The organism is Halobacteriovorax sp. HLS (assembly GCF_004006665.1).
Classification (GTDB): Bacteria; Bdellovibrionota; Bacteriovoracia; order Bacteriovoracales; family Bacteriovoracaceae; genus Halobacteriovorax.
This window is the reverse complement of the sequence record NZ_QOCL01000003.1, coordinates 209,419-234,586: the sequence shown is the minus strand read 5'-3', so window position 1 is coordinate 234,586 and position 25,168 is coordinate 209,419. Positions and strand designations below refer to the sequence as shown.

Here is a 25,168-nt window from a genome sequence, read left to right as displayed (position 1 = left end):
TTATTGCATGAGTGGTGACGACGATATCGGAGAAAAGACAGATCTAACAAGAATCGAGGACCTTTCTGAATTTCTACATCAAAATGATCCAGAAATTGATGCACAACTAGACTCGCCACTAGGAAATGATGAAGAAGATACGCCTCCTCCCTTCGAAGATCTATCTGATCTAAATGATCTAGAAGATGAGAATGAAGAAGCTTTTGGTTCTGAAGAGCTTGAACAAGATGATCAATTCGCAGACTTTGAAAGTGAGAACAGTGAGTTTGATGAATCCACACAACCGGATTTAGAAACAGACTTTACTAATTCTGATAGTGAAGATGACTCTGAAGATGAATTTCCATCTTTCGATTCCCAAGAAGACAACGAAGACGACATAGAAGAAACCTCTGATGACGATAATAGCTTTGATAGCTTTTCAGACCAAGAGGAAGAAGACTCAACAGACTTTCTCGCCTCTCAAGACGATGAAGAGCAAGAAGATGATGAAGAATTCAACTCTTTTTCCGAAGATCTTGAAGACCTTGATGACGATAATGAAGAGGTAACCTCCTTTTCTAGCGATTCAGATGATTCAGACGATTCAGACGAAGATAATGATGACCAAGATGATGAAGACAACTCATATCCTGAGCAAGAAGAAGAAACCACACAAGGACACTTCGATTCTTCAACTAATACAAATGAACAAGTTACTCAAGCCGCAGCGACTTCTCCAACTCTAACAAGAACGTATATTGATAAATCTGAAAAATTTGATGATGTTAAAAAGTTTGCCCAAAATATCACATATGGAAAAATCGCTCATGGAGGAAATCCGGCCTATAGTATTATTCTTAGAAATATAAAATTTGAAGAAGATGCAGATGATATTATGATCCTTCTAAACGAGCATGGTCTAGTTGATCCAGAAAATGAACAAAGCATGAGGGACTCAGTTGAGGGTGGTAGCTTATTAATCTCACAGATTTCAGAGTTTGCTGCAATTTATTTAACTCATAAGTTTAGGCGCTTTGAACTCGATATTCAGATGGGATTATCTGATGAGCTACATCCTTCAAAATCATACGATCGTGACAGTGTAGGACTAGTATCTAAATATAGAACTAATCAAAACAAATCGGAAAGTGTCAGGCTTGAAAAGTCTAAAGTTGATGTAGATTCTATTATTCTATCAACTACTCCGTCGCTTGAGGATTATAAGATCTTAGAATATCTAGGTGTTATATCAGAGTTCACAATAGTCTCACAAGACGAGCTTACGGCAGACTCACAATTAAGTGAGGCCCATGCAAGAGAAGCAAAGGGACATTTAGATGCTATCTCTCAAGATGACATCGAGGAAGAGCCAATTGCTGAAATAACTCTAGGCCATAGCGACGTATACAATGATTTACTAGAAAGATTAAAACCTAACTGTATTAAACTCAATGCAAATGCCGTTGTTGGTATTAACTTTCAAATAACTCCAATTAATAATGGTGATCAATATAAGATAACTTGTTCAGGAAGTGCAGTATGGGTGATGGATCTCAATTAATTCACAATATATCACCACTAGATGAGCTTTCAAAGTCTCACTTTAACAGTCTCATTGTTGGCGGCGGTATTGTTGGTGCAGGTATTTTACGAGACCTCGCACTCCATGATGTAGATACTCTCCTATTAGAAAAAAAAGATTTTTCAAGTCAGACTTCTCAGAGTAGTTCAAAAATGCTTCACGGAGGAATTAGGTATTTAGAGAACTTAGACTTCGCGCTAGTTTATGAAGCTCTTCATGAGAAGAATCTATGGATAAAGCTAGCTCCACACTTAGCTAAGGCCGAAAAGTTTTATTTGCCTGTCTATAGTGACTCCTTAAGACCTTTATGGATGGTTCGCGCCGGTATTTTTCTTTATGATTTCCTATCGAGCTTTCAAAACCTGTCTAGAGGTTTTGCAACTAAGGATGAAACGCTAGATGCTCTTAAGTTTATCCGTTCAAAGGGACTCAAAGGAGCTGGAATATACTCAGATGCCATAGTAGATGATGGCAAACTCACTTTAGAAGTAATAATGGACTCCCTTGAATGTCCAAATGCTTTGGCCATTAGCTATATAGATGTATCAGTTACAAAGAAGCTAAGTGATGGTCACTATGAGTGTCTTGCCACAGATGAATTAACTGGTGTCCAAAAAGTTTTAACATGTGAAAACTTAATTATAGCAACTGGTCCCTTTACCGATCATTTCATGAATAAGATTAACTTCTTAGAGTGGGAGGATGTTTTACTTCCTTCTAAGGGCAGTCATATATGGCTAGATCGTAAAGACTTTGATCTCCACTCTCCTGTGCTTCTAACACCAAATGATGGCAGAGTTATTTTCGTGATACCTCATGACAACAGAGTCCTTGTAGGTACTACTGAAGTTGCTGTTGAAGAAGATTACTTTGATGTTAAACCAACGCAAGAAGAAATAGACTATCTTCTAGAGAACTTGATGGACTTTTTTCCAGATGCAAATATCACTAAAGATAAAATTCTAGGAAGCTTTGCAGGCATAAGGCCACTTGTAAAAGAAGATTCTACACTTAATAAAGGTAAAACCGCTCGAGAACATAAAGTTATTCAACCAGATAATGGTATGTTTGTAATAGTTGGAGGTAAGTATACAACCTTTAGAACAATGGCCCAGGATATCACGGCCCAAGTTATTAGAAGGCAACACCTTAGCTACAATCCTAACAAGACAAAGCAGCCGCTTAGGAAAAAATGCCAGCATAATTTCTTTAATAGACCTGAAGTAACAGTCGAAGTCCTTGAAGATATAATCAGTAATGAGCTTCCAAGAACATATGAAGATATTGAAAAAAGAAGAATGCTAACTAATGACTTTAAAGAAGTGATGCAGAAGTATTATCAAAAACATACTCTATAAAAAAAGGCCCTAATTTTAGGGCCATCACACTTTACCATCTATACGAGAAACCTACTCTAATTCTAAAACCACTCAAGGCCACGGTCAGGTTTTCATCAGAGTCAAACTCAAAAGTAGATCCAGAGCTAAAGTAATCGGCCGTAACTCTTGCACCAAAACCATTTCTTAGATAGTACTTCGCTCCACCGCCAAGAAATATAAAATTACTAGACCCAGAAAGTGGATCACCAGAACTAGTTGTAGAAGATGCAATAGTCGTCTCACTAGAAGCCGTTCCAATTCCACCTCCAGCTGTCACAAATCCTATAGGTCTTGAGTATGTCAAAGGTTTATTATAAAAGTGCCAATTAACACCGGCGCCGTATTCAAACCACGAAGTCGTAGAGTTTGCAAAAACTCCCGAGCTTGAACTACGACTATTTATGAGAGCAAAAATAGAAATATCTTCTAGAAAAGAACCTGGCTTATCAAAGTACTTCTCCATCCCTAAGGAGAAATCTAAATTACCGATACTTGAATCCCCAGATGTATCACCTTGTTCATAACTTCCTGAAAGGCTATTTAGAGACAAGACACCAAAAACTTCCAATGTTTTCTTTGATGTACCTGACATAACAACTGGCGCTTGCTCATCGATCATACCATCAAGCTCTTTTCTATCCTCGTTGGAAAGCTCACTAATCTTTTCTGTGCCCCCTCTTGCCATAACAGGTATTGAGCTACTCATATCATCAACTTTTAACGCTCTAGAAGCATCTTCTGTTAATTTCAATGCAGAAGAGATTTTTATATTCATAACCTTATCATTGGTAATACTGTCGGCGTCAATTATTCTATAAATAGACCATATAGAACGACTAGGAGAGGCCTTAATAACGACGCCTCTTGCAACAACACCTGTCGTTAAAAAGAACTTTGCATGATCACCAACTACTAATCCATCTTCAATCCCTCTATTAGTTAATAAGGTCTTCTTCGTTGAAGAAAGTCCTAGAACACGAACAGTGAGCTTCTCATCTAACTCTAGGCCTAAACTACTCCAAGTAAGAGATAAAAAGATAAATGTAAAAATTAACTTCATAAAAAATCCTAAAAATAAAAGCTCATCCCTACGGTAAGCTTGATATCATTTAATGTTAAACTTGAATTTATATTGTCTTCCACAGATGTTATTGAAGAGAGCTGCATTCTTTCTCCAGAAAGCCTAATATTAAAGCCGGCTCCAACTGGAATATCATCCTCAAAAGAGTCACCTGTTCTAAATCTATACTTGGTTCCTACAGACCAGATTGGAAGACCAGTCACTTGAAATTCATATGGAATACTAAGCTCAACTGAACTTACTTCAGCATTACCTCGTCTCATGCCAAGACCTCCATACCAGGCCCATTTTTGTATTGAAGCAGGGTTATTATAGAAATAATAAAGAAGCTGCCCACCAAATGAACCTGTTGCAAACCGTCCATTAATGCCACCCAAATCAATATTTTCAATACTTCTTTGCGCAAAGATCTCTATCGAATATTTTAAAAGAGACATTGAAGTTCTCATAAGGTGATACTCATAACCTAAACTAAGAGAATAACCCTTATTTTGATGATTAAGATCTTCTGAAGATGAGTGACTAACTAGACCACTAGAAATACGAATAGATAGTTCATTTCCAGATTTTTGAGTAAGGCTTTCATATTGTCTTCGCTCTTCTTCTTCAATACCACTTTGAACCATATATCTTCTAAGACCATCATCACTGAAGTCTGCTGACCACAGATCACCATCACGATCAATCTTTCTGGCCTTAGTCTCACTTAAAACACGTTTACGCTTTCTATCCTGTCTAGCTGTTTCATAGACATTTTGAACATCAAGACGCTCTTTTAGAAAAATCATATTCTTATCTTTTTCTTGATCGTAGTAAAAGCCTGTGAGCCCATATTTCATATTATTAACTTTAGAAAGAAAGCCATCGATTTGCGCACGATAAATAGTTCTCTTTATTCTATCGCTTTCTTGTTGAGCTACAGAGCTATCTTTAAAATTCTCATCAACGTATTTACGCTCAAACTCACGCATAAAATCATCGACCTTAGTAAGTCCATTCCGTTTCGCCCAAGTATCGAATTGATGAATTTCAATATCGTGTTCTTTCGTTACTTTAGTATCTACTATTTTCTTAGAAACAACATAGTCATCTTCAGCGTGAACTAAATTTTGAGGTATACCATTTTCATTTTCATAAGTGACTTCACTATTTGTTGTGGATTCAGGGTAAACGCGCTTACGATTCACAACTTTAAACTTACGATTTCCCATCATATGTTTAGATTTTATATCCATTACAACTTTTACTGACTTATTAATTTTTCCAGGATTAAAAACTTTGTGCAAGAACCAATAGGATTTATTATCTAATGAGCGGACCAGTTCACCTTCTGCTAACTTTTCGAGCTTTGGAAAGTCCAAACTTCCCGACTGAATAAAGAATGTTGCGACCTGACCATCTTTTAGGCCGTGTAACCGACCATTTGAGATGACGATACTCTTACCCGAAGAGCTTGCTAAGATAATTTCTGAGCTTTCAAGTCCATTAGAAAAGGCATTTATGCTAATCAGAGAGATAATAAAGATCTTCACCAAAAAGAGATCAAACTTCATGTCAGATATCCTAAATTCCTTTTTAAGATTAATTACTTAAGTATTTTAACACATAGTGCTCTTTTTACTCAAATTTTGGAAAAAATCGCCACTTTGTCCACCATTCACAACGCGTCATTACTTGAATAATGAGCAAATCTGACCTATAACAGTCTGGAAATACAAAAATAAGGAAAAACAGTGGCCAGAAAACAAAAGAAACAGATTTTTCGTTACGAATGTTCGCTTACAGGTGAGTCATTTAAAACTACAAAAAAAGCTAAGAACCCAGATGAGCTTGTCTCTGTTGCAGCATACTATGAGATGCACCCTGAAAAAGAAGACAGACCAGAACATATCTTGAAAGAAATTCAAGAACAAGCTGAGGCGAAGGAATTGATATAATGGAACAAAGAAAGCTTGTTATCATTGGATCAGGACCTGCTGGATATACGGCGGCCCTATATGCATCTAGAGCAAATTTAAATCCTTTAGTTATTGAAGGACATGAGCCAGGTGGACAATTAACAACTACTACTGATGTTGATAATTTTCCAGGTTTCCCAGAAGGAATAATGGGTCCAGAACTCATGGCAAATATGAAGAAGCAAACGCTTCGCTTTGGAACTGAGTACTTACAAACTCATGTTACTGCTGTTGACCTTTCTAAGCGTCCATTTAAAGTAACATGTGAAAATGGAACTGAGCTACATGCTGAAACATTGATTATTTCAACAGGAGCTAGTGCAAAGTACCTTGGAATTCCAAATGAAAAAGAGCTAATTGGTAAAGGTGTTAGTGCTTGTGCAACATGTGATGGTTTCTTCTATAGAGACAAGATTGTTCACGTTGTTGGCGGAGGTGATACTGCAATGGAAGAAGCAACATTTTTAACTAAATTTGCTTCTAAAGTTTATATTGTTCACAGAAGAGATACTCTAAGAGCATCTAAGCCAATGCAAGAAAGAGCTTTTGCGAATGAAAAAATTGAAATGGTTTGGGATAGTGCAGTTACTGAAATTATTCACGACCAAACAGGTGTTACTGGTATAAAAGTAGAGAACTTAAAGACAGGTGAAACTACTGAGAGAAAGACTGATGGACTCTTTATGGGAATTGGTCATACTCCAAACACTGGTTTCCTAAATGGACAAATTAAAGTAGATGATCACGGATTTATTATAACTGGAGAACATCCTGATACAAATGTAGCAGGTGTATTTGCTTGTGGTGATGTGCAAGATAGTTACTACCGTCAGGCCATAAGTGCCGCTGGTAGTGGTTGCCAGGCAGCCATCAGAGCAGAACGTTTTCTAGAAGATCAAGAATAAAAAAAAGCTCCGAAGGGAGCTTTTTTTATTTCGCTTTCTTTTGACCAAAGCCTTTTTTAATTCTCATTATATTATACCTATTACTAATTACGTTAAAAATTGAAACCTCAGGCTTTTTAACAATATCTTCATCTTCATACACATACTCTTCATCTTTTCCAAGACCTGCCTTTAAATTTGAATAATCTCCACTTATATTATTATTTGAATTCAAACTATCTTCATCATCTAAATCATCAAGATTAAACTTTTTGATTTTAATAACAGGAGCTTCAATTGAGGTTAATAGTTTCTGCTTTTCTTTTTTCAATTCTTTTGGAACCTCGGTATCTTCAATGACCCCCTTAACATTCGACATATCTCCAATACCAAAGTCCGGAGAATTATTAAAGTTTAACTTCCCATCTCTTGTTGCACTCTTAACAAGCGCTGCAAAAGTTTTATTTTCATCAAAGAAGTCAGCGTCTGCTTTAGTAAGCTTTCCAGACTTATCAAGGTGATCTAAAATTCTCTTCTTAATTTGACGTGCTCTTGATAAATCTCTACTAAGAGCAGTACTTACATCAGGAGAACCGAAATCTAAATCCCCTTGTAACGTAGCATCTGTATTTGAAACGATATCCTCAACACCAGAACCTGTGAACATATCTCCTACAGAGGCCGGGGCTGAAGTGAAACTGAAAGTTGGACACTGTTTTCCAGCATCATTACAACAACCAGTTTCAGGCAACTCACGACATAGTCCTTTTTCAGCTTCAGTTAGATTCTTATTCGCAAAGCTATCTCCATCAGCGTCGGAGTTAACCTGCACATTTACAGGTGCATTTCCACTACCAATAACCTGTCCAGTCTCTGCTCCCGGAAGTTTATGAGAGCTAATAATTTGCTTAGAAAAGAATTCTCTATACTTGTTTAGAATTTGAGTAAGCTTTGCTGCTTCATCGTTATACTTCTTCTTAGCATCTGCGGCTCCTTTCTTGAGCAGCATACTGAAGCCAATCGTAACACCAGAAGATACTCCTGCCCATGCCGCACACTTTGCTCCTGGATAATTTGCTGCAGGAGTTGTACTCATATATACAACAAACTCTACTGCGGCCACGGCCATAACAAGAGTATGAAGAGTAATTTCTTGTTTATAGCCATTTTCTCTTTTGCCAGCAGCTGCTGAGGCCGCAACTAGAGCATCTCTATAAGCTTCCATGAGCTTAATCTGCATTTCAAATGATTTACCTTTAGATCTCTTATTCTCTGCAATCAATCTATTAAGCTTTTCAGTCGACTCTCGTAAATCCTTCTTTACCTCTTTATTCATTTTTATCTGATTATAGGTACCCATCACATAAGCACCAAGACCAAGAATCGCAGCATAACAAAAACCTGATTCCGCTTCAGCAATTCCGGCATAACAAATATCGATTGCATCCTTGGCCTTAACTAAGGAATAAATAGCTGAACCAGTTGAAACCAAAGATGAAACAGTATTAAACTTTCCTGTTTTTTCTAACTTTGAATTTCGAGACTTCATTACGGCGCTACCCTTAATTTTGTCTCCGGCAAATTCACGTAGTTGTTTATTACATTCGTCTCTTCCTGGCCCCTCTGGTGTATGCTGACATTCTATATGCTTATTATTAAGCATAGTATTATCTTTATGGTTTACACATACCTTTGCATATTCATTATAAAAGAGAGGGCGCTCACAAACCTCAAGAGGTTCTTCTTTGACTTCTGTAGTAGTATTTGAGGCAGCTCCTTCTTGACTGGCAAGCCCAACAGGAGCATGCAACATCAGAAGAAAGTAACTTATAACAAAATGTATTAATCTCTTTGTTTTCATAAAAGTCTCTTTGTATCGCCTTATATCTTATTATCTCTCGTAAAAAGACCATCAGCTAATCAAATATATTTAATAGGATTGCACTTATATATTTTCGGACACTTAACTCTATTACTTAATAGAATTTGTAAAAAATGACTGCATTAATAAGTTGGCAATATCAACAATTATGAGACGTTTTCTAGATCTTCAAGTTTTTGCTCTAGCTCAGGATAGAGCTCTAAGAATTCAGATTCAGTTAAACCGTGTGAATCACAAAATCTAGAAATAATTACGGACTTCAATTTATCGTTATCAACTTTAGAAAAGTCAATTTCAAGGTCTCTAAAAAGACCAAACTGACGAGCATATTGTCCAATAACAGGAAATTCCTTTTGAGGAAGTTCATCAATGAATCTGATATATGGATAATAATTTACAAGTCTTTCTACTGTCCTTTCTAACTCGCCTACATTTCCAGGCCAAGTGTAATTTTTAAGAACTTCCATTACTTGAGGGCTAACCCTCTTGGCCGGAAGTCCATAATTATGGCAGTAAAGATCAAGGAAGTGATTAATCAGATAAGGTATATCACTCTTTCTTTCCTTTAGATCTTCTAAGAAGAAGTCATTCACACTAATAATATCTAGAAGTGGTGTATCAAACTCACCAGCTAAAGAGAGCTTTTCAAGATTAAATACAGTGGTTACAATTATTCTTATATCTTCTCTTTTAGACAATTCTTCACGAAGTACTTTTTGGTTTTCAAGACTTAGTTTTGTAGGCTCATGAATTAGAAGAGTTCCACCAGAGTAAAGCTCAAGTCTACCAACATTTTCATCATCACCAAGTAAAAGAAGGCGAATATCATTACTGCCGATACTCTCACAATGGATCTGTCCAAAAGACATATTAGCACTATCGCTTTGTTCATGTATTTTCTTTGCCAAGTGAATTTTTCCCACACCATGGCTTCCCTGAATAAGTATATTATCTCTAGAGGATTTCGTAGATTCGATAAACTCAGATATTTTATCACCATTTTTCTGAGTGGCAACAATTTCACCATTATTCGTAAATTCGAAATTTTCAACGAGGTGATCAACATACTCACTCTTATCAAGATTTTCATAACACATCGTAAAAATGCTACTGAAAATCTCGATTACTCCAAGGTCGCGATCAGTATAACCACGCTCAGACTGAAAGTTAATAAACTCAAAAAATCCACACACATTTTTTTGAGAATCCAACATGGGAAAAAATAAAGCATGTTTAAAGTCTTGACCTTTGGAGTCTACAGCAAGACTTGGAAAAGTCCTTAAACTCAAGTGTCCACTTGTTCTAATTATCTTATACCTCTTCTTTGAGAGAACTTCGTTAATGAGATCTTGCCCTTCTAAAGAACAAAATTCACGCCTAGAATTATCCGAAATATCAAGTTTTAACAATTTGTCACGCTTCTTATTTAGAATAAAAATATTGGCACACTCAGAGTTTGAGATACGACAGCACTCATTAAATATCATGGAAAGAAAAGACTCCATCCCTTTAAACTGCTTCATATCTTGAAACAGATTCATAGAAAGAGCTAATTTTTGACCATCTGAAAAAGTATTTATATTACTTTCGTTAATGAGAAGATTAATTAAATGCCTCTTTAGTCTTTTAGAGCTAAATCCTGAGATAAAATGAGAAATAAAATCTCGGCCATTTTCTTGGTCTTGCGTAAAAAACTCTACTCCGTATAAGTAATTAACAATTTCAGAAAACTCATTATATAGAGGAGTAATACGAATTATTTTAGCACTCGCATTAAAACGGAATCGCTTATATTTCAACTCAATCTCAAGTACTGCGGACTCGTCAAACTTGGCACTACTTTGAAAGGCAACGCCTGTTAAGCTTACATTTTGAAGCTCCCACTTTACATGTTCATCACTGAGGAGAATACCGTCACATTTCATCAAGCTAAGATAAATATTATCAGTACTCTTAACTGGTATTCTAAAAGATCTGTAAGACTTTAATTTTGCGATATTTTCCATTTTAATTCCATAAAAGTGCTAATAACATATCGGGATTTTTAGCTTTTTCCTTAAATATATATCATCTTTATACCGACAAAGTTTTATGAGCATAGGACTAACAAATTTCAAATTTTATAGATCATTTAGAGTTAAAACCGACGAAAAAGACAAGGTTTTCATAAAAATTACAGTCTTAGATGGGGAAAACAGAGGTCAGATCATTCATGAAAATGTTTCAATAATTGACTTCAACCTATTTAGTATGTCCTTTAAGACAGATATTGAAATTAAAATTGATACCCATTTAAAGCTAGAGCTATATACCAAAAAGATATTTAACAAATGGGACTTCGAAGTAAATGCCAGAGTGATAAGATCTTTTTCAGAGAGTAAGGACTCAAAGCTGTATAACTATGGCGTTGAACTACTTAATCAAAATAATGACTCCGAACTTAAGTACTTTATCACAGATTACGTAGCTGGATTCTCTGGTAGTAAGTTAAAGAAGTTTCTTATAAAGTCTGCCCTATCGGCCAGAGAAATAAGTATCTCCGATGGGATTGAACTATTTAGCCTACTTAATGTTCTTTATAAAGAGTTTAACGAATCAAGTATTATTGAAATTATAGATGAAAGTAAACACCTTCTAAACTGTGAAGAAGTAAGGTTATGGAAGATAAATGTTGATAATGATAAGCTTGAAAATATTTATTCAAGTACGGGCTCAACGACTCTAAAAGAGAAGAACTTTTCGATGCAAGAAGTTGGAATGTCCTTTACCACTTCTCAATGTATTAACAAAGTTCTTAAAGATGGTAGAAAAAGAAAACAAGATGAAGTTGTCGAAAAAAGCATTTTATGTCTACCTATCTTAAACAAAGAACAGAAATGTGTTGGGGTTTATCAATTTATTAATAAATCTGAGAGCAGATTTAGCTTACAAGATGAAGTCACAGCAAGTTTTCTTAGCATGGTGATGTCAAAGTTCTTTCTAAGTTTTAGCCCTAAATCTAAATCAACTCGAATTGCTCATCTAAACCCAGAGCTTGAAGATGACTTTATCTACTTCGGCTCTGGTCAAAAGTCCGCCGCCATACGATCCACACTTAGAAAGCTTAAGTATGGAAGGAATAATATTCACATTGTTGGAGAAGTTGGACTAGGAAAGGCCTTCTTTGCAAAAGAATTAGCAAATACGAGCAAGACTGAAATCTACAACTGTAAAGACAAAGAAAAGCTAAAAGAGTTATTTGAAACATCTACTCCTTTGGCCAAGAGTGTTTCAATAGTTCTAAAGAATATTAATTATTTGACGGAAAAAGAACAAAATGAGTTATTCAATTGGTCTCAATTTCACGAGTGTCAAATTATATCTACGACCACAGAAGATCTTAATTATAAGGTAGAGACAGCAAAATTTAACAAATTACTCTATAAGAAATTATCACACTCTCTCTTTCATATAACTCCTCTAAGAAATAGAAGTGAAGACATTCTTCCAATAGCAAAGTATTTTATTAAGATGGAGTGCAAAAAAAGAAATTTATCTAATATTGAACTCTCTCCAGAGAGCCTTAGTTATCTAACAACATACTCATGGCCAGGTAATATTACACAATTAGAAAAGAGTATTATAAAAGCATTTATGGTTCGTGCGGATCAAGAAAGTAAAATACACTTGATAGAGGCAAGTAGCGACCTAGCGCAATCACCCAAAGAGATTGAATCAGTTATCGCAGATCATTGTGATTACAGTATTCATCCATATAAACTATTTGAGCTACTTGAGCAGCTCAATTCTAAGAAAGAAGCTTCATGAAAAGCATCTTTTTAATTCTTCTATTCGTTTTATCAATTGATCTAAAGGCCGAGATTTTTGTTAGTTCTATAAAAGGAAATTCTTTTATCTTTCAAGGTACGAACACTCCTACCAAAGTAACAACCATGGATAGAATCTCTAGTAATGATATTATTGTAACTTCAAACAATGGAATTGTTCTAATCGACTTTAATGATGAGGTTATCGGCACTGTAGTTGTTGCACCAAATTCTAAAGTCTTACTCAGGAAAACAAACTCTCATGGAGTTAGACTATTAAGTTTAATAGAAGGACATCTAAGATTTTTTAAACAAAAAGATCAGCTAAAAAAGAGATCTGGTCTTCTTATAAATATAAGAGAAAACTCTACTGCCTACCTTGGGGAGCATTTTGAAATCCAGTACACAAAAGAGCTCAAAAGCCTAACCAGTTTCTCAGGGAAGCTATCTAAAATCTCTCTGCTCAAATCTCAATCTAGAAAGAAAGAGCAAGTTCTTAAAATCAGAAATTCAACCGAGCTTACCGATCAGGAACTAGAAGAAGATCTGAAATTTCTTATGACAAATTAAAGTCTTAAACTACTGGAATTACTTTTTTTTTGAAGTTTTATGGTCCTATTACCAACTTTTTTTTGACAGAGTTTTACATAATTGAAAAAATTTATTTATGAAATCAAGGATCGATTTCAAAAAGACACCAAGGAAGGATAAATGTCACTGTTCAACTACAACACACTAAGTGTTAGTTTGAATAAAAATACAAGAAGTATTCTTATTGAACTAAACAGACCTGAACTAAAGAACGCTCTAAATACAGAGATGATCTTTGAACTTGAAACACTTTTCACATGGCTCTCAACTCACATTGAAATAAAATCCGTCTATCTTACTGGTAAGGGAGATTACTTCTGTAAAGGCCTTGATTCTGAAGAATTAGCAACTTGGAGTGATGAGAAAAGACAAAAGAACTTTGATAAGGTTCAAAAGATTATCTACAGTATGTTCTACCTTCCTCAAACAATCATTGCCGATCTTAAAGGTGGGTGTAGTGGTTTAGGTGTCGAATTATCAATGGGCGCAGATATAAGAATCGCTTCTAAAGAAACCCAAGTTCATTTTGATCATTTATTAAACGGAATTGTTCCAAGCTGTGGAGGAGTTGGTTTTACAACTGCCCTATTTGGAAATGCCATAGCAAGACAGTGGTTACTATCTTCTAAGAAAGTAAACTCTAGTGAATTACTTGCGACACAAACGATTGTTGAAGCGTACTCTGAACAAAGTACGTATGAGAATTACTTACAAAATATTTCAAACCAATCAGATATTGCAAGGATTCAGACTAAGAGAAGCTTACTAGAATCTATTATGCCTGAACTAGATAGAACGATAAAATGGGAAAAGAGATTTAGCATAGCAGGGATGTGCACTGGTGATTGGAGAAATATCGCCAAGAACTCTGAAGGTGCAAAACTAACAAATGTAAAAGAATTTGCGACAAGACTAAAAAGAGAAAAGGCCGAACAGCTTAGTAATTAAAAACGATACAGTGGCCGAATCTCATATTGATCCAATTCGGCCATGGCCTCTTTTATATTAGGAGTCATTCCTAATAGAAAGCCTCCACCTCCAGCACCACAAAGCTTAAGATAGAAATTTTCATACTTTAGACCATTTTCCCATAATTCATTATACAGTGTAGGAATCATTGGACCAAAGTGTCTGAATTGAAAGTCCGAAAGTTCTCGAAAGAACTCGAAAAGGCTTTCTTTATCTCCACTTAAAAATGAGTTAATGCAATTATTGGTTATTGGGGCCAGGACATTGTCACACAGATTTGAATAGGACTTCGATTTACATTTTTCTAAAAAGAGATTTACCAAAGGTTCAGTTCTTCTAGGACGACCAGTATTGAGAAGAAAGATCGCTCCTTCCCCCGAAGTCTTAGGTATATCGACTGTTTTATAACTAGTTTTTCCATCGATCAAAATAGGAGCATTTAAATAACTTATTAGTGGATCTGCTCCACTAGATGAACCATGAAAGTGAGACTCCATTTGAGCAAATACTGTTTTTAAATAAGACAAATCACTTAAGTGATTGTCTTCACAAGTTTTGTAATTTTCGAAAATAGAAGCAACTACTGCACCGGAAGATCCTACACCATATCCTTGCGGAATAGACGAATCGAAAAATATCCCCTGTCCAACATCAAATTCAAAACTAGAGAGGTCCATAGGACACAAGAGTTCATCTTTCGAACTCAGTTTCTTTAGATACTGACAAAATGCCTTTAGCTCACTATCAATACGAAAATTCTTATCTCTAGGAAAGGTCAACTTTCCTTCGAACAAGGAATATGGCACGGCAAGTGCCATGGAATTTCTTATTATGGAATACTCTCCAAAGAGAAGTACTTTAGAATAGAAGGATTTCATTACTATAGATACCTTTCAGGTCCAGTTCCAACATGATCATAAATAATCTTATTAGACTCAGTAAAACTCGAAAGCTCTGAAATGATAAATTCCTTAACTTGCTCAGAAATATTTTCTGGATACAGAATATGAACATTTGGTCCAGCATCTAAAGTGAAACAAACTGGCAAGGATGTTCGTTCTCTAAAGTCCCTTATTCTTTCAATGATGGCCAAGGTGTTAGGCCTCATTAAAATAAAGCTAGGGTTTGAATTCATCATTAACCCATGAAGCTCTAAGGCCTCAGACTCAACGATATTGCAAAACTCTAATAGGTCTGCAGTTTGCATCGCTTTAATGATTTTTTCGATATTAGTTCTAGCATTAGAAAACCTAATCTGAGAAAAAGGATGCTCAGTCATAAGAGCATGACCTGCTCTTGAGCTAACGGCCTTCTGTCCACTATCAACGATCAAAATAGTATCTTGGTAAGTTTTAAATACTTCATCAAGTTCTAAAACTTCTCCTGCAATCTCATTAGTTGAATTTATAAGCTGATGCTCAAAATCCCCCCAACTTACAACACCACCATAAATAGAACGACACGCGCTACCTGATGCTAATCTTGCCATGAAAGTTGCTTTTCTTTTTATTTCTTCTTGAGATAAGTCAAGGCCAAAGACCTCACTTTCTATTGTACATAAACCTAAGGCGAGAGCACTCATACTCGATGCACTTGAAGCAATTCCTGCAGAATGAGGAAATGTATTAGTAGATTCTATCTCTAAGCTGATATAGCGAAGAAATGGAAAATAATCAAAATGCTTTACGAGGTATTTGGATATTTTCTCTTGAAAGCTTTCATTCTTCTTGCCTTCAAAATAGAAATCTAACTGCACTTCAGTAGAGTCCTTGTCCTTAGGAGACCAAGAAAAATCCATTGTAGTCTTTGCTTCATTAAGAGTTAAACTTATAGAAGGATTTGAAGGCAGTTGGTCACCAAATTTTCCCCAGTACTTTACTAGAGCAATATTTGAGGGACTAATCCAAGAGATTCTCCCTGAATCATCCACTATATCTTTCTTTTTAAATTTTCTAATGAAAGAGTTCATTCTTTGTTTCGTCCCCTATGGCACCGAGTATTAAGTCTTCATATGGAATGAAAACATCATGACCCTTATTAAAGAAGTATTTCTTCGTTTCCTCAGGACTTCTATCACTCGTAACAAGAAGGAAGTCTCCTCCCCATGCTCCAAGAGACTTAACTTCTCCCCAATAGTTTGAGAATAGCTCATCCTTAACTGGTCTCAAATCTAGTGTTTGAGCAACAATCTTCTCGTGAGCGCCAATAAGGAACTCAAATTCTTTCAGGCTAGTTGTTGTTGAGATCTCTTCAGTAATATCTGAGATGCTCAAGATAATACCATTATCTATTGGCCTAAGAGAGTTATAATACTCTATCGCCTTTCTAGAGTCTTGCTTCTTTCCTCTATAGACAAAATAGAGGTTATCTTTAAAGCTTGGATTAAAAACTGTTGGAGACCATTTTGGCCCATGAGAGTTCTTAGAGTAGAAAATAGGCCCCTCAGATTGAGCGCAGGCCACATCATATCCAGATCCACCATATGTGTTAAAAAGAAGCTCAAAAGGGCTTACATATGCCCACTGGGCCATATTATGAACTAGAGTTGAACTAGAGCCAAGTCCCCACTCCATTGGAAAACCAAGATTAGTTTCAACGTGCACATCCACATTATCTCTTAGAAAATGAGGATTTTGTTTTCTTGCTTGACGTAAAATATTCTGAAGAACAAATTCTTCAGGTCTTGGGTCGTCACTGATAATCTCAAATCGCCAAAACTCAAATACCGACTCAAACCAAAGATTCGAAGCGACATCATAACTTTTCCAATATAATTTAGGAGAAAATGAAGGGGAATACTTAACATTTAATGACTGCCCCACTGTCGTTGGAAGAGCTAATGACTTAGCTCCATCAAGAACAAAGTATTCTCCAGTAAGTAACAATTTTCCATGTCCATAAAAGAAGTGATCAGACTTGTTATTGTCTATATCTGCATTTTTACGAATGTTCTTTATATACTCAGGTGTAATATTTTGATTAATCACTGATAGTTCCTAAGGGCCGCAATATAGTCTCGCACACCATTAAAAGTTATGACTTTAGTATCAAACTCTTTCTTCGCCAAGGCCCGCTCTTCATCATTGGCCTCTAGATGATTAAGTATATTCATCAAGTGCATTTTCATGTGCCCTTTTTGAATTCCAGTTGTCACCAATGAACGAACAGCTCCAAAGTTCTGAGCAAGTCCAATGGCCGCAGTTATCATCATGAGCTCACTTGCTTTAGGATGACCAAGCATATCTAAAGAAATCTTCGCCATTGGATGTAAAGAAGTTAGGCCACCTATTGTTCCAAGAGACAAAGGTATCTCAATTTCAAATTTAAACTTTCCATCTTTAACTTCACAAGTTGTAAGACTTCTATATTGGCCATCTCTTGCCGCGTATGCATGACCACAGGCCTCAATTGCTCTAAAGTCATTCCCGGTAGCGAGAATGACAGCATCAATACCATTAAAGATACCTTTATTGTGTGTGACTGCTCTACTCACATCTGCCCTAGCAATTCTAACCGCTCGAGCAAACTTTGAAGCAAAATCTTCACCACTCATTCCTAGCCCTTTATCAGCTAGATCTTTAACATCCGCCTCTACCCAACACTTAACCAAACAGTCTGGTGTATAGTTAGAGAGAATGCACATAACAATTTGAACATTTCTTTGAGCTTCATCAAAACTATCTTCTACATTAATGAGCTGCTCAAGCTTTTTTCCAAATCCTTCAAGTACACTATTAATAAAATTTGCACCCATAGCATCGCAAGTTTCAAACTCAGCATGGATTTGGTAGTAGTCAGTTTCTAAATCCGTGCAGTTTTTTAGCTGAACAGACTTTATTCCTCCTCCTCTTTTATTCATATTTTGAACAAGAGGAGAAACAGCTTCGATTAATTCATTCTTTTTTTCATTGAAGAACTTTTCGAGTTCTTCAAATTGTCCGCTCCAAATAAAGTGAACTTGCCCAACTTTTGTTGTTGAGACGACTTCAGCTTTAAAACCACCACGATCAAGCCAAAACTTAGCCGCCTTAGCACTAGCTGCTACGACTGAACTCTCCTCAATAACCATAGGGATACAGTGTAATTTACCATTGAGTAAAAAATTAGGAACAACACCATATGGAGAATAGAAGTTAGTTACTGTATTTTCAGAAAAATCATCGAACACTTGTTGCTCTTTAGCATTATCATGCCAATAGCTTTGGATCTTATTCTTAGAGAATTGATTATTTTCTAAATAGTTTTCGACAAGGTAATTAATTTTTTCTAATTTCGAAAGTCTAGAGAAACCGCTAATTCGATTCAACTCTCCCCCTTACTTAGCGACCAGGTAAGCCTTGGCCATTTTTAGTGTGTCTATCTGTCCTTGCACAAAAGCTCTAAGATCTGCAATATTTGAAGCATGATCAAGATAACCCTTGGCCCTTCCTATAACACTCGAGCAATTAAGCTTTTCACTCAGCCACAGGCCATGAAGTGTATTGCTAATTCCACCTGAGATAATAATATTCTTACACAAGCATTTATTATTTAATTCATTAATAAAAAGGTTGATCTGATCTACCATCTCTAGTGCACTATGTCCAACAAACATTAAGTCTTCAGGCCTAGTTAGATTGTGACTTTTTTCACGTAATTTCTCTAACTTAGAGAAGTTAGTACCACCAAAAGCAGCAAGTTCTAACCCCTGAATGGGTAATTCTAAGAGCTTCTTAATAGACCTAGGCCCCATTCCCTGACCCACCTCTTTTACGACAACAGGAATCTGCGAATTGAGTATGGTACTAATAGTCTCAATAGGAGATAATCTGAAACGATCACCTTCAGGCTGATACCATTCTTGAAGTGGGTTTACGTGGATGATCAATCCATCTGCATCTAGCCGAGTAAGCATATCTCTGATTAAAGATACTTTTCCATCAGCAATAATTTCTTCGAGTTGAGCTATCCCTAAATTCGCATAAAAAGGACACTGCTCCCCTAAGTACTTTCTTAGGTCGAAGTCACTAAAGTCCTTCGAATTATCTAGTAAAGGACGACAAGAACCTAGCCCCATCCCTAATCCATACTCACCAGCAATCTTAGCAAGATTTTCATTAATTATCTTCGCACTACCAGTTCCACCAGTCATGCTAGAGATCCACAAAGGGGCCTTCATAGTTTTACCTAAGAACTCAAGAGACAAGTCCACTTCACTTGGATGAGCACTAAATAATGGTTCATAATCAAAATGTTGATTAAGGAAGGAGATATCTGTTTGAGACTTCTCTGCCAGAACTATATGTTCAAATTTTCTATCAGCTATATTTACCATAGAGCGTAATTAACATAGTTCCTATGGCCAGTCTAGTTTGATGGGCCAATTATTAAAATGAACTCACGCTTGAAGTCACTGATATTGTTAATAAAAGAAGAAATCTTTCCAAAGTAACACTCTTGCGTCTCGCAGTTTAGATCCATGGCCAAAAAAGCTATTCGCCCTGAACTATGGGATTGAATTTCTTGTAAGAGCTTTTTCATGCGATAGGGAGTATCCATGAAAATAGTGGTTTCACCTCTTTTGAGAAATTTATCTAATTGCGACTCTCTTTCAGGAGACTTAATAGGCAAGAAACCTGCAAAACTAAACGAGTTGTGATCTAGGCCACTCATTGCAAGGGCCAGTGAAATTGAATTTGAAAAAGGTGCTGAACAAACTTCAATACCACTTAAATGGCACTCCCTAACCAAGTCAACACCTGGGTCACAAAAAGCTGGTAGTCCACCATCGCTCATTAGAAAGACATTCTTTCCAGACTTCAAGTCTTTTAGTAAGGCCTTACATGCCTCTTTCTTCGTATGTTCATTATACAAGACAAAGTCTTCTACTACATCACGAGTAAGACCAAAGTGGAGCCATCTCCTTCTTCCTGGTTTAAGGTCTTCAATGGCGAGCGTATTCTTTGAAAGGTCACTAGCGGCTTCACTTAAGAGATTGAAAGCAGTTTGCTCTAGAGGACTAGACTCATCGATGGGAGTAGGAATAAGAGTTAACTTACCTTTCATAAATTCTCCTTACAGAAACAGGAATTACACTTGCAGAAAATTTGTAACTGAAGATCACAAGTGGAATTGAGCTAATTAAATCTAATGTATAGTGATATCTTAATGAAACTGTCGCAAGAATAATACTAATTCCCATAAAGCATGAAAAATAGAAATGCTTTGATTTCATTTTAAAAAACCACAGGCTCATAAGCAAAGAGATACCAGTATGACCACTAGGAAAACAATCTATAAATGTAGGTTGACCATTTTTAACGATAGAATTCAAAAAATATCCGTAACTAGATAGAGGTAATGGCTCTACAAAAGCAGAAGGAATAAAGAACTGCGGGCCAGTCACGGGGATAACAATGTAGAGAAAATAATTAAAGCAAAAAAAGATGGTCACACTGGCCATAGGTCTTGCGACTTTAAACTTTAATTTCTCAGGTAGAGAGCAATAATAGACAGTGCACATATAAAAGGGAAATAGGAAATAAAAGAGATAAGCAGTTTGAATCCAATCATAATAAAGAGTAGCAAAGAAGCTAGTTCCGGCCAAACGTTGAATAATATTTGCAATGGAATCACCCCAAAGCTTCTGGTCGAAAGTAGCAAAGAATTCGTCAAATCTTTGCAGACCATGACCTGTTTCATCAAGAATTCCTGTTTGGTCATATAAAAAAGGAATCATAGATCCCAGAAAAATTACATTAATCAAAAATTTAGCGAAATGAGACGAACTCTTAATCTTTGCTCCAAAAAGAGTCATGCAATAAACAATCACAATTGGTATCAAGCTACTAAAGCGAGCATCGTTTAAAAAAACCAAAGAATAGATAAAAATGAAGAGACAAAAGAAGCAAATAATTAAAGAGATACGGCCAAGTCCGAAGTCGTCTCTATAATTGTCCCATGATTTCTGTAATTTGTACTCAAACATGACTTGCTCTTGCTCACTTAACTGATTGACTATATATTGGCACAATGACAACAAACAGTATATCTCAATTTAGCTTAACCATAATACCTGGACTAGAAGAAATTGCCATAGATGAATTCAACACCCTATGGAGATTAGTAAATACTTCTCAAGCTCCGGCCATAGAAAGAAAGAAAGGAAAGCTCTATTTAGAAGCTGATATCTCTCTATTTTGTAAAATAATTCCATTTTTAAGAGTTCCTACTCAGGCCCTAATGCTAATTGACACTTTCGTTTGCAAGGATACACCAAAGTTATTTAATAAAATTTCGAAAATAGACTGGTCAAAAATAGTAAGAGGTCAAACACCCCTCTTTACAGCGAGTGCTAAAGAATCAAAACTAATAAATACAGCAATGATCAAAGAGAAAGCGCAAAAAGCATTCTTAGCTTCGGCCAAACATTCTCCGATAAAAGGAGCTCCGAAAGAGAAAAGTGAACTCAAAAATAAAGTTCACATTGATATCTATCAAGATACTGTGAAGATTGAATTTAATCTCGGAGGAGAAAGGTTAGACCGAAGGGGATTAAAGAAGAATACCGACCAGGCTCCTCTGAGAGAGAGTATTGCAGCGGCAATGGTTTGGAAACTAAGAGAATTTGAAAAGCAAAGACTCCTAGATCCTATGTGCGGTACAGGAAGTTTCTCCCTTGAGGCCGCCACTATATTTATGTATAACAAACATAGGGATTATGATTATCAGTATGCTCCATTTTATACCGGCCTACCTCTCCAAAAAAGAGTTCAAATCCAAGAGAGTACTTTCGAAGAGATTATTTACTGTGATAAAGAGGCAAAGGCCGTAAAAGCAAGTAAGGAGAATCTAAAGAAATTAAACTCCACTAAACTGAAGTGCATTGATGTCCAAGACTTCTTTAAACTAGAGGATTGCGAAGAGGAATACTCAATTATTCTTAATCCTCCTTATGGTAAGAGAATAAAGCTTGATGAAGGTCTACAAGATCTTCTAACTAAAATTATTACTAAGAGTAAATCCCTAAAAAAGGCCCGCCACCTAGCGATGGTATTTCCCAAGTGGGCCATCTCGTCTCTAAAGAATGAAATAATTGAATTTAAAACTGAATTCAGTAATGGTGGCATCGAAGTGGTTTTTATTATTGTGAAATTAAACTAGAATTAAGAATTTTCTGTAAATCTTTATATAATATCCTACTTCTGCGAGGATGAGCTTTCTTCTTTGATGCAAGCTCTCTTTCATTACTCTTCATTATTGGACCAACAAAGCGAGAATCTTCTTTCTTGTTTTCTAAAATTAATTTTTCTCCATCAGGTAATTCAATGACAATTGAATCCTCACCTTCAAGAAGTAAACTTTCCAAGAAAACCTCTCTATTACTAACTGGTATCGTATCAAGATCAAATTCCAATTTTACTACACGAGAATCCTGTGTTGCTTCAACTCCTGTAGACTTCCTTAATGAAATGGAACTTGAATCAACAATCCCTAGTAGGTTCAGTCTATCTGCTTCAACATTACTACCTGACAACACGGCTCCAGATGTACTCTTAATTTTAGAGTTATCATTGTTAGCTAGACTCGAAGAGGAAGAAGTATTAGCAGGAGCAACTATTTTACTACCTGCAACTTCTGTTTTTGAACTACTCGTCCGCTCTCCATTAGTAACACTAGGTCTACTTATTTTAAAGTCCTCGGACTCACTAACCCGTTCACGATCAAAGCTCTCTCTAGTACTAACCTTAGTGGCCCCCTCATCGTTTTGAACTCCAGTAGCGGGTTTACTTTGAAGAGCTTGCAACTCATTTTCCAAACGTATTTTTTCGTTCTTAACTTTTTGTAACTCGACTTCTTTTTTTAGCGCATCGATAGACTTATCTTCAATATTTGTTTTTACTACTTCTTCATTCTTATTGTTATCTTCAATGTACTTCTTTAAGCGATCAAGCTGCTTTAATAACTCTGTCTCACGTTTAGAAGGCGTATCAGACTTAACTGAATCTTGAATTTTCACCTTATTAAAGTCTAAACTTGATTGGCGTTTCCCTATACTAAAGTACGGATCACTTTTAGGCACTTTTGATATCACCTCAGATCGATCATCTCTATTTATTAATTCAGAACTTACAGATTTCTGTGTATTCTCTTTTTTCTTAATTTCTGTCGCACTAGATACAAGAGTTTCACTTGCAGACAACTCCTTAAAGTAGGTCTTTAATCCTCTCTCTCTAGATCTCATATAGGTTAAATCATCTATCGTATTAGTTCTTTGAGTATCTTTATACGTTTTAGCAATATTTAAGACTCTACCAAGATGATGATTTGTCTTTGCATTTTCCTTACTTCGATCGCGTATGAATTCAGCTCGCGAAGTCCCCACTCTAACCTCAAGTCCTCTAAAAGTTTTATTTATTTCATCATCTATAGCTTGAAGCTTTTCTTTTAGTTTTGCTCTTTCTTTTTCTTTTTCAGCTAATAGAGTCAAATTCTTATCATTAACTTCCTTATTAGCATCAACAGACATCTTAAAGTAGTCCTTAAAATCTTTTAGACTCTCAAGATTAACAATTCTGTGACTCTTTCCGTTTTCATCGATATGCTTAACAGAGATCTCATCTAGAAATGGATTTGATTTGAGTTTACTAGTGAATTCTTCACTGACATTATCTAGATTTAAAAAATGGCCGTCTTCTGTTTTATTTTCAGGATTGATTAGATTTTCAATTTCAATCAGAAACTCTAAAGACTCTTTGTCTTCTCTTGTTGTGTCAATAAGGCTTACGACTTCCCCTTTAAGACCTTCAATCTTTCTATCAAGCTCAAGAATCTCAGGAACGACTTCTTCTCTACTAGCATATAACTTAACCATATTATTCGAAGCTTCTTGCTCATCTAAGTTTTCATAAGTTGGAGGACTAACTACTCTTCTATTATGTTTACAGAAATACTTATCAACATTGAATATAACTTCATCTACAAGCTCTTTGAATACTTTTTCTTTAGTATCTTCATTACTCATAACTTCTGGATATTTTCTTAAGACCACCTTCTGCGCAGCGATTCTAAGTTGTTTAGAAAAGCTATCATTTTCATCATTAAAGTCTTGCCCACCAGTATCTAAAATATTTTGAAAGATTGCTTCTTTTTGTGGTTTATATGAGTCCATTTGAGACTCTATCTGATTCGATACTTCAAGACATCTATTGTCAAAGTGCTTCAGAAGTCTTTGCTTAGAGTCTGTGAGAATATTCCTTATATTCTTATTCGAAATTTCAATACTAGACCTTTGAGTGACAAACTCAACCCTATCTTCTTCATTAAGGATATTTAACAAAGGAATATGTTCAAAACTCGATAAGTCTTTTTCAGTAATTTCTCTATTCTTAGAGCTAGATTTCTCTAGGAGAAGCCTTCCCATGACCATATCAAAAGGCACGTTTTTATAAATTGGTGAGTAAGTATCATAATCTTTTAATAATGTGTGATAATACTCTAATTTTGCCTTTTCTAAACTCGATAGTTCACTATCCTTCTTTTTCTTAAGTGTATCTATCTCTTTAAAGACACCATCTTTTCCAGAAAAGCATTTATCAAATAGTTCATCAAAGTGAGATGAACCCATAAATTCCCGATATGAAGTTGTATTAGACTTTAGGTCGTTATGAAAAGAGTCTAACAGTATTGTGTCAGAAACATTATTAAGCGTTTCCTTGGCCAATGCCTCATCTTCAGCAGTTAAAGTGAGCCCATTACTGGAGATTTTTTTCACACACCTACAATAAGGAACATGCTCAACTTGATTATTGCAGTTGAACTTCATCATATTATTACTTAATTGCTCTAGTGGTGAGATACCTTGAGTAAATTGATTCTGACATTGAATTGCTTCAGAGCTAAATAGCGTTTGAGACTTTGAGAAATCATATTGCACAGAAACCATTCCAGGCAGTGCAAAAACCTCCGCCATACATGTCACTAAAAATATTGAAAGTAATAATTTCTTCAAAGCATCCTATATCGTAAATTTATATACAATAATCGGAATACTTGAGTGAAAACTTAATTTTAAA

Annotated in this window: 20 protein-coding genes; 8 read left to right on the top strand and 12 right to left on the bottom strand. The window is 35.8% G+C overall.

Annotated features, from left to right (window positions below; translation table 11 throughout):
* Window positions 1-7: 7 nt before the first annotated feature.
* Window positions 8-1,543: a heavy metal-binding domain-containing protein gene (locus DPQ89_RS05800; protein WP_127715974.1), complete on the top strand. Its 1,536-nt coding sequence runs from the start codon at window positions 8-10 to the stop codon at window positions 1,541-1,543.
* Complete coding sequence (locus tag DPQ89_RS05795) at window positions 1,522-2,922, top strand: glycerol-3-phosphate dehydrogenase/oxidase (RefSeq protein WP_127715973.1); 1,401 nt, start codon at window positions 1,522-1,524, stop codon at window positions 2,920-2,922. Before DPQ89_RS05800 ends, DPQ89_RS05795 begins: the two co-directional genes overlap by 22 nt.
* A gap of 31 nt (window positions 2,923-2,953) precedes the next feature.
* On the opposite strand, the gene DPQ89_RS05790 is transcribed toward DPQ89_RS05795, so the two are convergent.
* Both DPQ89_RS05790 and DPQ89_RS05785 read right to left on the bottom strand, forming a co-directional pair.
* Window positions 2,954-4,003 (bottom strand): hypothetical protein, encoded by a 1,050-nt coding sequence (locus DPQ89_RS05790; protein ID WP_127715972.1) that lies wholly within the window; start codon window positions 4,001-4,003, stop codon window positions 2,954-2,956.
* An 8-nt stretch (window positions 4,004-4,011) separates the two neighbouring features.
* Entirely contained in the window at window positions 4,012-5,577 is a 1,566-nt protein-coding gene (locus DPQ89_RS05785; protein WP_127715971.1) for a hypothetical protein, read from the bottom strand.
* 180 nt (window positions 5,578-5,757) lie between these two features.
* Here DPQ89_RS05785 and DPQ89_RS05780 point away from each other — a divergent pair, with 180 nt between their 5' ends.
* Window positions 5,758-5,961: a hypothetical protein gene (locus DPQ89_RS05780; RefSeq protein ID WP_127715970.1), complete on the top strand. Its 204-nt coding sequence runs from the start codon at window positions 5,758-5,760 to the stop codon at window positions 5,959-5,961.
* The gene (gene trxB / locus DPQ89_RS05775) at window positions 5,961-6,887 is read left to right on the top strand and encodes a thioredoxin-disulfide reductase (RefSeq protein WP_127715969.1); all 927 of its coding nucleotides are present in this window, start codon (window positions 5,961-5,963) and stop codon (window positions 6,885-6,887) included. The genes DPQ89_RS05780 and trxB overlap by 1 nt, the downstream gene beginning before the upstream one ends.
* A 25-nt stretch (window positions 6,888-6,912) precedes the next feature.
* On the opposite strand, the gene DPQ89_RS05770 is transcribed toward trxB, so the two are convergent.
* Together DPQ89_RS05770 and DPQ89_RS05765 are read right to left on the bottom strand one after the other, a co-directional pair.
* A complete protein-coding gene (locus tag DPQ89_RS05770) occupies window positions 6,913-8,727 on the bottom strand; it encodes a hypothetical protein (protein WP_127715968.1) in 1,815 nt (604 codons plus the stop codon).
* A 167-nt stretch (window positions 8,728-8,894) separates the two neighbouring features.
* The gene (locus DPQ89_RS05765; RefSeq protein ID WP_127715967.1) at window positions 8,895-10,754 is read right to left on the bottom strand and encodes a sigma 54-interacting transcriptional regulator; all 1,860 of its coding nucleotides are present in this window, start codon (window positions 10,752-10,754) and stop codon (window positions 8,895-8,897) included.
* Between the two features lie 85 nt (window positions 10,755-10,839).
* Between DPQ89_RS05765 and DPQ89_RS05760 the strand changes: the two genes are divergently transcribed.
* From DPQ89_RS05760 to DPQ89_RS05750, 3 genes are all read left to right on the top strand, one after another.
* A complete protein-coding gene (locus tag DPQ89_RS05760; RefSeq protein WP_127715966.1) occupies window positions 10,840-12,555 on the top strand; it encodes a hypothetical protein in 1,716 nt (571 codons plus the stop codon).
* The gene (locus DPQ89_RS05755; RefSeq protein ID WP_127715965.1) at window positions 12,552-13,124 is read left to right on the top strand and encodes a FecR domain-containing protein; all 573 of its coding nucleotides are present in this window, start codon (window positions 12,552-12,554) and stop codon (window positions 13,122-13,124) included. Before DPQ89_RS05760 ends, DPQ89_RS05755 begins: the two co-directional genes overlap by 4 nt.
* A gap of 141 nt (window positions 13,125-13,265) precedes the next feature.
* Window positions 13,266-14,093: an enoyl-CoA hydratase/isomerase family protein gene (locus DPQ89_RS05750; protein ID WP_127715964.1), complete on the top strand. Its 828-nt coding sequence runs from the start codon at window positions 13,266-13,268 to the stop codon at window positions 14,091-14,093.
* Here the strand turns inward: DPQ89_RS05750 and DPQ89_RS05745 are convergent.
* The 7 genes from DPQ89_RS05745 to DPQ89_RS05715 are packed head-to-tail and all read right to left on the bottom strand — an operon-like array spanning window position 14,090 to window position 21,081.
* Window positions 14,090-14,992, bottom strand: coding sequence for a mevalonate kinase (locus DPQ89_RS05745; protein ID WP_127715963.1), 903 nt, complete (start codon window positions 14,990-14,992; stop codon window positions 14,090-14,092). The genes DPQ89_RS05750 and DPQ89_RS05745 overlap by 4 nt on opposite strands.
* 2 nt (window positions 14,993-14,994) lie before the next feature.
* The gene (mvaD, locus tag DPQ89_RS05740; RefSeq protein WP_127715962.1) at window positions 14,995-16,083 is read right to left on the bottom strand and encodes a diphosphomevalonate decarboxylase; all 1,089 of its coding nucleotides are present in this window, start codon (window positions 16,081-16,083) and stop codon (window positions 14,995-14,997) included.
* Window positions 16,067-17,101: a GYDIA family GHMP kinase gene (locus DPQ89_RS05735; RefSeq protein ID WP_127715961.1), complete on the bottom strand. Its 1,035-nt coding sequence runs from the start codon at window positions 17,099-17,101 to the stop codon at window positions 16,067-16,069. Before DPQ89_RS05735 ends, mvaD begins: the two co-directional genes overlap by 17 nt.
* Window positions 17,098-18,420 carry a hydroxymethylglutaryl-CoA reductase, degradative gene (locus DPQ89_RS05730; protein ID WP_127715960.1) on the bottom strand — a complete coding sequence of 441 codons (1,323 nt, stop codon included), beginning with the start codon at window positions 18,418-18,420 and terminating at the stop codon, window positions 17,098-17,100. The genes DPQ89_RS05735 and DPQ89_RS05730 overlap by 4 nt, the downstream gene beginning before the upstream one ends.
* Before the next feature lie 9 nt (window positions 18,421-18,429).
* Complete coding sequence (locus tag DPQ89_RS05725; protein ID WP_127715959.1) at window positions 18,430-19,428, bottom strand: type 2 isopentenyl-diphosphate Delta-isomerase; 999 nt, start codon at window positions 19,426-19,428, stop codon at window positions 18,430-18,432.
* 32 nt (window positions 19,429-19,460) lie between these two features.
* Window positions 19,461-20,159, bottom strand: coding sequence for an SAM-dependent methyltransferase (locus DPQ89_RS05720; protein ID WP_127715958.1), 699 nt, complete (start codon window positions 20,157-20,159; stop codon window positions 19,461-19,463).
* Window positions 20,149-21,081: a phosphatase PAP2 family protein gene (locus tag DPQ89_RS05715; RefSeq protein WP_127715957.1), complete on the bottom strand. Its 933-nt coding sequence runs from the start codon at window positions 21,079-21,081 to the stop codon at window positions 20,149-20,151. The genes DPQ89_RS05720 and DPQ89_RS05715 overlap by 11 nt, the downstream gene beginning before the upstream one ends.
* Before the next feature lie 44 nt (window positions 21,082-21,125).
* On the opposite strand from DPQ89_RS05715, the gene DPQ89_RS05710 reads away from it, so the two are divergent.
* Complete coding sequence (locus tag DPQ89_RS05710; protein WP_127715956.1) at window positions 21,126-22,256, top strand: hypothetical protein; 1,131 nt, start codon at window positions 21,126-21,128, stop codon at window positions 22,254-22,256.
* On the opposite strand, the gene DPQ89_RS05705 is transcribed toward DPQ89_RS05710, so the two are convergent.
* The gene (locus tag DPQ89_RS05705; protein ID WP_127715955.1) at window positions 22,237-25,104 is read right to left on the bottom strand and encodes a hypothetical protein; all 2,868 of its coding nucleotides are present in this window, start codon (window positions 25,102-25,104) and stop codon (window positions 22,237-22,239) included. The genes DPQ89_RS05710 and DPQ89_RS05705 overlap by 20 nt on opposite strands.
* Window positions 25,105-25,168: the final 64 nt, after the last annotated feature.

What these genes read in the sequence shown, in the direction of transcription:
- DPQ89_RS05800 (WP_127715974.1), top strand. Translation starts at nt 8, where the DNA reads ATGAGTGGTGACGACGATATCGGAGAAAAGACAGATCTAACAAGAATC.
- DPQ89_RS05795 (WP_127715973.1), top strand. Translation starts at nt 1,522, where the DNA reads ATGGGTGATGGATCTCAATTAATTCACAATATATCACCACTAGATGAG.
- DPQ89_RS05790 (WP_127715972.1), bottom strand. Translation starts at nt 4,003, where the DNA reads ATGAAGTTAATTTTTACATTTATCTTTTTATCTCTTACTTGGAGTAGT.
- DPQ89_RS05785 (WP_127715971.1), bottom strand. Translation starts at nt 5,577, where the DNA reads ATGAAGTTTGATCTCTTTTTGGTGAAGATCTTTATTATCTCTCTGATT.
- trxB (WP_127715969.1), top strand. Translation starts at nt 5,961, where the DNA reads ATGGAACAAAGAAAGCTTGTTATCATTGGATCAGGACCTGCTGGATAT.
- DPQ89_RS05770 (WP_127715968.1), bottom strand. Translation starts at nt 8,727, where the DNA reads ATGAAAACAAAGAGATTAATACATTTTGTTATAAGTTACTTTCTTCTG.
- DPQ89_RS05765 (WP_127715967.1), bottom strand. Translation starts at nt 10,754, where the DNA reads ATGGAAAATATCGCAAAATTAAAGTCTTACAGATCTTTTAGAATACCA.
- DPQ89_RS05760 (WP_127715966.1), top strand. Translation starts at nt 10,840, where the DNA reads ATGAGCATAGGACTAACAAATTTCAAATTTTATAGATCATTTAGAGTT.
- DPQ89_RS05755 (WP_127715965.1), top strand. Translation starts at nt 12,552, where the DNA reads ATGAAAAGCATCTTTTTAATTCTTCTATTCGTTTTATCAATTGATCTA.
- DPQ89_RS05750 (WP_127715964.1), top strand. Translation starts at nt 13,266, where the DNA reads ATGTCACTGTTCAACTACAACACACTAAGTGTTAGTTTGAATAAAAAT.
- DPQ89_RS05745 (WP_127715963.1), bottom strand. Translation starts at nt 14,992, where the DNA reads ATGAAATCCTTCTATTCTAAAGTACTTCTCTTTGGAGAGTATTCCATA.
- mvaD (WP_127715962.1), bottom strand. Translation starts at nt 16,083, where the DNA reads ATGAACTCTTTCATTAGAAAATTTAAAAAGAAAGATATAGTGGATGAT.
- DPQ89_RS05725 (WP_127715959.1), bottom strand. Translation starts at nt 19,428, where the DNA reads ATGGTAAATATAGCTGATAGAAAATTTGAACATATAGTTCTGGCAGAG.
- DPQ89_RS05720 (WP_127715958.1), bottom strand. Translation starts at nt 20,159, where the DNA reads ATGAAAGGTAAGTTAACTCTTATTCCTACTCCCATCGATGAGTCTAGT.
- DPQ89_RS05715 (WP_127715957.1), bottom strand. Translation starts at nt 21,081, where the DNA reads ATGTTTGAGTACAAATTACAGAAATCATGGGACAATTATAGAGACGAC.
- DPQ89_RS05710 (WP_127715956.1), top strand. Translation starts at nt 21,126, where the DNA reads ATGACAACAAACAGTATATCTCAATTTAGCTTAACCATAATACCTGGA.